This window comes from Vibrio sp. SG41-7, assembly GCF_014164465.1.
Taxonomy (GTDB): domain Bacteria; phylum Pseudomonadota; class Gammaproteobacteria; order Enterobacterales; family Vibrionaceae; genus Vibrio; species Vibrio splendidus.
On the sequence record NZ_JACJFF010000190.1, the window covers coordinates 1 to 5,692 of the forward strand.

Sequence of the window (5,692 nt, forward strand, 5' to 3'; positions counted from 1 at the left end):
TAAATGAAAAGAGTTCTTACCTAAATCGATTCCGATAATGTGTGAGTTATTCATTTGGTACTTTCCTTTTAAGACTAAACCATTTCAAGTTTAGCTGTAGGGAGGGACGTACCATCTCATTAAACTTAGTGTCAAAAGCTGTCTTAGCGTCTGCGGTTGCTACGTCTGTTACTTTTCCTGCGGGAGCGGATGAGCCAGCCGTTACGATTAAGTGGTCAAACACGCCAATCGATTCGAAGTATTCACAAATCGACTTTTCATCGGTGATATCAACGCCTGTGTGTCGGCTGGCAATATGTACCGTGTTGTTCTCGTTTCTTAGTTGCATCGCTAGTGCTTTGCCGATACCTGATGTGCCACCAATGATGACGAAAGTGTGTTTCTCTTGTTTAGTCGATTCGTTAGTCATGCTCTGAATTCCTGCGTTGTTCTGTTGATGTTTGCCATTATATTTATTCGACTAAATTTGATAATTGGTTAAAATATAAATTCATTATTCGGTTAATCTGAATAGTGTGACTGAGTATTCAAATCGAGCATTAAGATCGAGAAGTAAGACGAAGAGGTGGAAGCGAGAATCGTATGGATAAGTTTTCAGATATGGCGATGTTCGTGAGCATTGTTAAGCATCACGGGTTAGCTGCGGCTGGGCGAGAGTTAGGGCTTTCTCCTGCGACCATGACAGCAAGGCTGCAGGCGCTTGAAGAACGATATGGTGTGAAGTTGTTGAATCGAAGCACGCGTCATGTGTCTTTGACCGACTCTGGGGAGTTGTATCACAAGGCATGTTTGGAGATTTTAGACAACGTCAGTGAGGCCGAAAACCTGATTCAAAATGGCGTAAAAGAAGTCAAAGGCTCGCTAAAAATTGCCGCGCCAAAAGACATCGGAAAGCAGTACATTCTTCCTATTCTTTCGGAGTTTTGCCAGCAGTATCCGGACGTTATTCCTTACCTGTATTTGAACGATAACCTCTCGAACATTGCTGAATCTGGCATGGATATCGTGATTCGTTATGGTGAACTGGTCGACAGCAGTTTGATATCCAGACGCTTATCACCAAGCCGACGTGTGTTGTGCGCTTCCCCTGAATACCTCGCTAAACATGGAACACCGTTAACGCCACAAGACTTGGTTGAACACGACTGTTTAGCCATGCTGCGTAGCAATGAAGAGCTCAAGACATGGCACTTCCAAGATCATGATATGAAGAAGTCGGTGACGGTTGTGCCGAAGCGATTTTCAGACGATGGCGAAGTGATCCGCTACTGGGCATTAAAAGGTGAGGGCATTGCGCTTAAATCGGTGCTGGATGTGCAAGACGACATCAATAACCAACGCCTTGTTACTCTGCTTAATGGCTACATGAAAAACTTCAATACCGCGATGTCGGTGTCGAGCGCCGACTTGAATGTGGTGTACATCAGCAAGAAATATCAGCCGAAGCGTATCCGACTGTTTTTGGATTATCTGTTTGAGCGCTTTGGCGATTTGGTTGAAAAGTCTAGTTAGATTAGCCGAGAAGCAGCGCATGACAGATATCTCGAACTCAGCACCCGGCTACGGACAGAGGACATTGAACTGGTTATGATACGACCAACATAAGGATGTGATTGGAGAGAGAAATGAAAGTCGTCGGAGATACGGTCATCCAACCTTTTCACAAGGCAACCTGCCATTGCGGTGCGGTTGAACTAGAGCTCAGCTTACCTAACGGGATAGAAAAACCACGCCGTTGTGATTGTTCTATCTGCCGTCGTAGAGGGGCGATTGTAGGCTCTGTTGCGCTGGATGGCATCAAGATCCTCAAAGGTGCGGAGCATCTTAAGCTTTATCAATTCAATACCAACACCGCGAAGCACTACTTCTGCTCAAACTGCGGTATCTATACCCATCACCAACGCCGCTCAAGCCCAAATGAATACGGTTTTAACATCGGTTGTTTGGAAGGGGTAAACCCTTTTGATATTGGCGATGTGGTGACCAATGATGGCGTTAATCATCCTGCTGACCGCTAAGTCGTTACACAATATAAAAGGAATTAATTATGTCTGAATATGGAGCGGTCATTCGCTGGCAAAAAGCGGAAGATGAAGCCTTTAGCAACAACCAATACAGTCGCGGTCATACGTGGGAGTTCGATGGTGGTATTACTGTGCCAGCTTCATCTTCTCCTCATGTAGTGCCACTGCCGTTTTCGGTGGAAGCGAATGTCGACCCAGAAGAAGCCTTTATCGCGGCGCTTTCTAGCTGCCATATGCTGACGTTTTTGGGCATTGCCGCCAAGCAGCAGTACGTGATCGACTCTTATGTCGATGATGCCGTTGGTGTACTGGAAGAAGATGAATCAGGCCGCTCATCTGTCACTAAGGTGACTCTGCGACCTGAGATTGTGTTTTCGGGCATTAAGATACCAACTGCCAAACAGCTCGAAAAACTGCATCACTTGGCACACAAAAACTGCTTTATCGCGAACTCGGTCAAGACTGAGATAAAGGTCGAGATGCGAGATTAATTTAAATTAACCACAAGATTTCTTTAAAAGCTTCGTCCTTTTTATCTCGCTATCGTCTTAAGGGTATTCAGGCAGTCCAGTTGATTGCAAAAGAACCAAACACACTATTTGAGGAACCCTCCATGACAGCGTTTAACAGTGCATCGAATTACGGTGAACATGCGTTTATCAAAAGCAAACCAGAGATGCTAGAGAGCATTTACAACACTGTCGATGTATTTCCTTACTGGGTAGCCGACATGGATTTTCAGGTAGCCGAACCGATCACTCAAGAGCTTAACCGCTTGGTTGAGCGTGGAGTGTACTCGTATGAGTTCAATGAACAGGCAGTGTTTGAGGCGCTATCTCAATGGTATTCAAAGCGTCATGGTTTAAGCCTGTCTTCTGACAAATTCGTTCAGGTTCCGGGAGTGTTACCAGGCATCGCGTTGTTACTGCGCCAGTTTACCAACGAGGGTGATGGTGTGCTTATTCATACGCCGGCTTACCATCAGTTTGCTAATTTGGTGAATAAAGCAGGTCGTCAGGTCGTGAATAGCCCGTTGATTAATGACGGACAGAGTTATCAGGTTGATTTTTCTGGTATGGAGCAACAGATCATCGACCAAAAAGTGAAGACGATGATTTTCTGTAATCCGCATAACCCGACTGGGCGAGTGTGGACACCTCAAGAGATTGAACAAGTCATCGAAATAGCTAAGCGCCACGATGTGCTGATCATCAGTGATGAAGTCCACTCCGACATTATCTTTGAAGGTCACGCTTTTACGAGCTTAACCAGCTTTGATTACGACAAGGTCATTGCCTTGATTGGCTCTCCGGCGAAAACCTTCGGCATGCACAGCATCTCAAATGGTTATGTGTACACCAACAATCATGAGTTATTTGAAGCGTTCAAAACCAACATAGCAGCGATGTATCTTGACCATGGTAATGCCTTGACGACGTTTGCGACGATTGCCGCCTTTGAGAAAGGTGAAGAGTGGCTAGACGGCATGCTGGCGTATTTGCAAGACACGGTGAAATGGATCTCTGAATTTGCGGAGCTGCGCATTCCTCAGTTAAAAGTCTTCCAGCCGCAAGGCACTTACCAAGTGTGGTTTGATTTCTCTGGCTTGGATTTCTCAGAAGAAGAGCTAAAAAATGTGGTGTTTGAACAGGCTAAAATGGGCTTAACCCCAGGTGGTTGGTTTGGTGCACAAAGCCCTAACTTCATGCGAATGAATATCGCGACGTCACGCGATAATATCGAACAATCATTTACGGCTTTAGCAGACGCGATTGATGGCTTTGAGCGAGGAAGCCAGACTTCTTCAACTTGTTGCGATAGCGGCGCTTCAAAAAGCTGTTGCTGATTATCCATGTTGAATTGAAAACGCTTAGCTGTTGATGCTGAGCGTTAGGCTCTAAAGAACAAAAAACCGCGAGGCTGCTTAGTGCATCACTGGCGGTTTTTTTATGTCTGTGTAATCCTACGTACGGTTTTAATTGAGTGACAGTTAGAAAGTACTGAGAGATAGGTAGCGATCTCTTGGATGGTAGGAATAGATTGGTTAGCAGAGAGTTATGTTTAGCGTCCCACTGAATAGTTTTGTACATCGTGTGAGTGATAAAAGCCAAGTGATGGCGCATGCTGCAGAATGTGGATGCCAGTTGAAGCGAGTTCGTCGTTCGCGCAATTGGCTGTTGGTCGCTCAAGAGCATCAACTCGTTGAATTTAAAACGATGTTAACTCACGAAAAAGACGGTTGGATAGCAATCGTAATCGACAAAGTGCTGCCTAAACCTGTGGTGTGTTTGGCATCTCTGTTGGCCGCGACACCCTCAATGACCGTCGCTCAACTGGTGATGGAATCTGGATGTTCAATGGCAGAAGCAAGGCGTGCCATTGATGAACATGAAGGGCTGTAGGCGTATTCGAATCGTGTGAAAAGAGAATCGCGAGCAGCAAAAAGCCCGTAACGATATTACGTTTTTCAGCGCAATATCGTTACGGGCTTTATCATCTGTGCTTGTGCTGCTTAAGCTAAGCCATGTGGCTTATAAAGCGTTTACTCGATTAAGAGTTAGCTACTTTTACACGAATCGTGTTGCTGCCAAGCTTTGACAAGTTCAGCTTGTTTAGTGCCGCTTTAGCTTCTTCGTGCTCTGGCATTTCAACAAATGCAAAGCCTTTAGATTCGCCAGTTTCTTGGTCTAAAACTAGGCTGCACTCTTTTACTGAGCCGAACTCAGAAAATAGAACACGGATGTCTTGCTCTGCAGTAGAGCGCGATAGGTTACGAACTAGAAGTTTCATAATAAACCTTGAATATGAATTTACGCTGAGCATTGTCGCACACTTTCGTGCTCACCCTCACAAATAATTAGCGGAATAGCTCGGTTTACCTGTTCGCTGCTCTCATTAGCCGTTAACCGCGGTTTATCGTGATATCTGACACATATCCATGCTCGGTACTGGTTAACGCCTGCTGCAGCATTTGAGCGGCTTCTTGTGCGGTCATAAAGCTTGAGGTATCCATTGCTTTGCCGCTGGTTCCCCAAAACTCGGTTGCCATCCCGCCGGGGTAAACTGCAACGATCTTCATCGGGTGACCTTTGAGCTCCAACCTGACCGATTCGATAAAGCCTTTAACGGCCCATTTGGCTGCGCAGTAAGTAGACTCTTCTGCTTTAGCGCCTTGAGCCGCCGTCGACATCACCACTGCAATGGTGACTGATTGATCTTTGTAGCGCTGCACAAGCTCGCGAATCAAAAAGATCGAAGACTCGATGTTGTTTTTCAGCATGTCGCTGATGGCGGCGGGATCTTGTTGTTCAATTTTACCGAAGTACCCACTGCCTGCGCTATGAACCACCAGTTTTGGTGTTTCAGGCAATGCATCCAATAACTCGCTCACTGATTGTGGATCACACAAGTCACAGGCTTGGCTAACAGTATTCGCTGGCAGGCTTTTCGCTAATTCAGCTAAACGTTGGGAGCTGCGGCCAGTGATCATTAAGCGCTGGTGGCTGTTCGATGTATTCGCATATTGCTTGGCTAAAGCTGCGCCTAAACCGCTGCTTGATCCGGTGATTAAAATCATGGTGACTCGGAATTGTTGAATTGAATCGAGATAGTAAGGCTTTGAATACCTGTTTGCTGAGATCTAAGACCAAGATGCAGAGATCCATGAG

At 45.8% G+C, this 5,692-nt stretch carries 7 protein-coding genes and 1 pseudogene; 5 read left to right on the plus strand and 3 right to left on the minus strand.

Annotation, left to right across the window (positions count from 1 at the left end; genetic code table 11):
• Nucleotides 1–121: 121 nt before the first annotated feature.
• Nucleotides 122–409, minus strand: a pseudogene (locus H5300_RS25120) (NAD-dependent epimerase/dehydratase family protein); the annotation flags it as partial.
• Between the two features lie 173 nt (nucleotides 410–582).
• Here H5300_RS25120 and H5300_RS25125 point away from each other — a divergent pair.
• From H5300_RS25125 to H5300_RS25145, 5 genes are all read left to right on the plus strand, one after another.
• Nucleotides 583–1,512 carry a LysR family transcriptional regulator gene (locus tag H5300_RS25125; RefSeq protein ID WP_182797198.1) on the plus strand — a complete coding sequence of 310 codons (930 nt, stop codon included), beginning with the start codon at nucleotides 583–585 and terminating at the stop codon, nucleotides 1,510–1,512.
• Between the two features lie 113 nt (nucleotides 1,513–1,625).
• Nucleotides 1,626–2,018: a GFA family protein gene (locus tag H5300_RS25130; protein WP_017057647.1), complete on the plus strand. Its 393-nt coding sequence runs from the start codon at nucleotides 1,626–1,628 to the stop codon at nucleotides 2,016–2,018.
• Between the two features lie 29 nt (nucleotides 2,019–2,047).
• On the plus strand, nucleotides 2,048–2,515 hold the full coding sequence (locus H5300_RS25135) for an OsmC family protein (RefSeq protein ID WP_182797199.1): 468 nt from the start codon (nucleotides 2,048–2,050) through the stop codon (nucleotides 2,513–2,515).
• Between the two features lie 122 nt (nucleotides 2,516–2,637).
• Nucleotides 2,638–3,870 carry a MalY/PatB family protein gene (locus H5300_RS25140; protein WP_182797200.1) on the plus strand — a complete coding sequence of 411 codons (1,233 nt, stop codon included), beginning with the start codon at nucleotides 2,638–2,640 and terminating at the stop codon, nucleotides 3,868–3,870.
• A 211-nt stretch (nucleotides 3,871–4,081) separates the two neighbouring features.
• On the plus strand, nucleotides 4,082–4,426 hold the full coding sequence (locus H5300_RS25145; RefSeq protein ID WP_102449752.1) for a ribosome recycling factor family protein: 345 nt from the start codon (nucleotides 4,082–4,084) through the stop codon (nucleotides 4,424–4,426).
• A gap of 148 nt (nucleotides 4,427–4,574) precedes the next feature.
• Here H5300_RS25145 and H5300_RS25150 read toward each other — a convergent pair whose 3' ends face one another.
• Nucleotides 4,575–4,814, minus strand: a complete 240-nt coding sequence (locus H5300_RS25150; RefSeq protein WP_017084996.1) for an RNA-binding protein — start codon at nucleotides 4,812–4,814, stop codon at nucleotides 4,575–4,577.
• Between the two features lie 112 nt (nucleotides 4,815–4,926).
• Complete coding sequence (locus H5300_RS25155) at nucleotides 4,927–5,601, minus strand: SDR family NAD(P)-dependent oxidoreductase (RefSeq protein ID WP_182797201.1); 675 nt, start codon at nucleotides 5,599–5,601, stop codon at nucleotides 4,927–4,929.
• Nucleotides 5,602–5,692: the final 91 nt, after the last annotated feature.